Consider the following 3318-nt stretch of genomic DNA (forward strand, 5'->3'; position numbering starts at 1 on the left):
TGGCGAGAACCCAGCGTCACCCGAAGGCCGTTCCCATGTCCGGCGAACAGCAGAACCCAAACCTAAACGATCTTCACGTCCTAAAATCGCAAGCTTAGCGTTGTACGGGGGCCTGGGTGGCCTGGGCGAAGTGCAGCACGACAGCCTTGGTTCCGTCGGCCAGCTCGTCCGATGTGAGGGGCCTTCCCCGTGATCGTGGACACCGGTTGTCATGCGGCGGTGGCCAGCGTAGTTGATCGTTGTTCGTAGGCGATCGGGCTGATCTGGCCGAGGCGGGAGTGCCGTCGGCGGGTGTTGTAGCGGGTTGCCCATCGGAAGACCGCGAGGCGGGCCTCACGGGCCCCGTCCCACCGTTTCCGTCCCTGGAGCGTCTCGCGTTTCATGGTCGCGTTCAGACTCTCCGCGGTGGCGTTGTCCGCGCTCGTGCCCGCCGCGCCGCGTGATCTGGTCACGCCGAGTTCCGAGCAGACCTGGGCGAACTCCCTCGACGCGTACTGGGCTCCGTTGTCGCTGTGGAAAATCGCCCCGTGCAGGCCGTCGGCGCCGCGGGCCGCTGCGGCGGCCCTGAGTGCGTCGGTGACCAGCTGAGCCAGCCCCCCGCTGTGACTGCGGCCTACGCTGTCTCCGTACGTGCGCTCGTCGCGATGCTGGTCACTCTGAACGAGCAGGTCAACTTCCTGCGCGGGCAGGTCGAGGCCTATTTTGGCCGGCATCCAGACGCTGAGATCATCCGCTCCCAGCCCGGACTGGGACCGATGCTCAGCGCCCGAGTACTCGCGGAATTCGGCGACGACCCTCACCGTTACGCCAGCGCCAAGGCCCGCAAGAACTACGCCGGCACCAGCCCGATCACCCGCGCCTCCGGTAAGAAGAAGGTCGTGACCGCGCGGTTCGTTCGCAACGACCGGCTCATCGATGCCCTGATCGCCCAGGCCTTCTCCGCGCTGCGGGTCTCCTCCGGCGCCAGGGCCTACTACGAGCAGCAACGCGCCCGCGGCATCGAATTCAACGCCGCCCTGCGCCAACTCGCCAACCGGCTCGTTGGCATCCTGCACGGCTGCCTAAAAACTGGCACACCGTACGACGAGGCGACAGCTTGGTCACACCGAGCCCACGCACTCGCCGCTTGACACTCCAGCTCATGGGTAGGGCCCTACTTCCTTGGTGTGGTTCGAACTGGTCATTCGTAAGATCAGCGGGACCCAGGGACTCTGGGTATGGCTGTCATGGTGTAGCTGTCCGATGGCTGGAAAGGCTTGGCCGCCCGGAGCCCCACGACGACTCGACCGCCAATTGGGAGATGCGACTCGATCGCTGTGTAGGGCAACGTCGGCGAGGTCGTCTGCTGGGCAGAGGTAGAGCGATGAGCCGGCGGAGGTGGCCGTGCCCCAGATATGGGCCGGACTGGACATCGGCAAGGAACATCACCACTGCGTGGTGACCAACACGGACGGCGAACGGCTCCTGTCCTGCCGGGTCCTGAACGACGAACAGGCCCTGCTGGAACTGAGCGGGGATGTCCTGGCTCTCGACAGCGACGTGCTGCGGGCTGTCGATCTCAACCACGGTGGTGCCGCCCTGCCGATCGGGCTGCTGCTCGGTCGCGACCAGCCGATAGTCTCTACATCACCGGCCTGACCATGCACCGTGCCTCGGCCTCCTACCGAGGCGAGGGCAAGGCAGACGCCAAGGACGCCTTCGTCATCGCCGACCGGTTCGCCGGCTACGCCGGCCTGGCACCGGTCCCACGCGACTCCGGCCGCGTCAGCGGCAACCTGCGCCGACCGCGCCGGTTCCACCGCGGCCTGCTCAGCGCCTTCTACCTCTCCTCGCTGTCGAGCCTGAAGAGCTGCCCGGCAACGAAGGCGTACTACCAACGCAAACGGCCTGATGGTCATGTGCGTGCTTTCCCTGGAGAGGTACTGGGGTTCTGGCGTTCCGGTCACGCCGATGACGCTAATTGCCGGTGGACCTGCACAGCCCGGCTTCAGTACCGCATTGAGGGCTTCTACGGATGCCCGCGCGGGACGGCGTGTGTGAAGCTCCCTCCAGAGCCGCCAAGAGCGCTCCCGGCCACCTGCCTGCCGCCGCCGCACCCCCCGGACGGCCTCGGCTCGCAGCGGGCCGGTAGCCTGCGGTTCGCGTCTTTGCTGCTCGCACCCCTGCTGGTGCGAGTGACCCCGACGGGCGGGCCACCCCGGTCCGTTCCCTGATCGCAGACAAGGCGAACGTCATGGCATACAACAAGAACGGCGACACCCCGCTGCCCATCGATATGGCCGCGATCCGGCGGACCGTCGAGGTGATGCGGTCCGAACGGGCCGCCACGTTCGAGGCCGCCGGAATCCGCGACGACAGCGGCTGGCTCGCCGGTCTCGTGGAGTGGGACCTCGACAGCTACCAGGAGTTCGTCGCCCAGCTGCGTGTCACCCTCGACCCCGAGCTGCTCGGGTACGTCCCAGAGATGTGCGCCAAAACTCTCGGCGACACCGGAACGACCCGCACCCTGATCGGCGACCAGCAAGTGGACACCCCGTTCTTCCACCACGGCGACCTGGTGGTCAAGGGTGACCTGGGCGTGGGCGCGCCCTTCGTGGTCACCGGATCGGTGACGGTCGAAGGTGTGGTGGCGGACTGCGCCCCCTACTCGGTGGTGGCGATCGGCGGCACGGTGAAGGCTCGGGGGGTCCTCACCAGCGGCGAGATGCTGGTCATGGGCGACATCGAGGCCGACGTCGTCTACGGCGACTACAACGACAGCACGCTTCACGCGGGCACCATCCGCGCCCGCCTGGTCATCGAGGACGACCACGAGACGATCGCGACCGTGGAGGCGGACCTCTACTTCGACCTGTACGACTACCAGCAGGGATACGGGGACGGCGTGCAGGAGCAGCTGCGCGCGTTCCTGGTGGACGAGGTCTTCGCCGCCGACGAGGACGAGGACGCCGACGAGAACGAGAACGAGGACGAGGACGAGGACGAGGACGAGGAGATGTTCGACGCCAGCCAGCTCTTCGCACGGCTGCGCGAGGGCCTGCCCGTCTTCCGCGCCGACGCGGCTCCCGAGGGGCGCTGAGGCCCGCTGGGCGAGCTCGTTCGTCGGCCTGGGTGCCCATCTCCCGATTCACTCACCGAACTGCCAGGCACATCACCCATGGAGCAGCCGCAGATGGCCGATAAGGAATCGGCACAGCGATCCGGAATCCGGTCCGGTGACAACTGAGCTGCTCCGAGTTTCGTGGCGGCCGGTTTCTCTGGTTTCAGGCGGCGTTCGGGGCGACCTGTGATCGGTGGTGCTGGGCTTCGAATTCCTCG

The 3318-nt window shown here is 67.0% G+C and carries 2 protein-coding genes and 2 pseudogenes; 3 read left to right on the plus strand and 1 reads right to left on the minus strand.

Annotated features, from left to right (window positions below):
- Positions 1-209 precede the first annotated feature (209 nt).
- Positions 210-587, minus strand: a pseudogene (locus tag ACFVX4_RS41800) (transposase); the annotation flags it as partial.
- Between the two features lie 57 nt (positions 588-644).
- On the opposite strand from ACFVX4_RS41800, the gene ACFVX4_RS41805 reads away from it, so the two are divergent.
- The 3 genes and pseudogenes from ACFVX4_RS41805 to ACFVX4_RS41815 all read left to right on the plus strand — a co-directional run bounded on the left by ACFVX4_RS41805 (position 645) and on the right by ACFVX4_RS41815 (position 3079).
- On the plus strand, positions 645-1130 hold the full coding sequence (locus ACFVX4_RS41805) for a transposase (protein ID WP_389988683.1): 486 nt from the start codon (positions 645-647) through the stop codon (positions 1128-1130).
- Between the two features lie 247 nt (positions 1131-1377).
- Positions 1378-1895, plus strand: a pseudogene (locus ACFVX4_RS41810) (IS110 family transposase); the annotation flags it as partial.
- 338 nt (positions 1896-2233) lie between these two features.
- On the plus strand, positions 2234-3079 hold the full coding sequence (locus ACFVX4_RS41815; RefSeq protein WP_389988686.1) for a hypothetical protein: 846 nt from the start codon (positions 2234-2236) through the stop codon (positions 3077-3079).
- Positions 3080-3318: the final 239 nt, after the last annotated feature.

The organism is Streptomyces sp. NPDC058240 (assembly GCF_042882135.1).
In the GTDB taxonomy this organism is placed as follows: domain Bacteria; phylum Actinomycetota; class Actinomycetes; order Streptomycetales; family Streptomycetaceae; genus Streptomyces.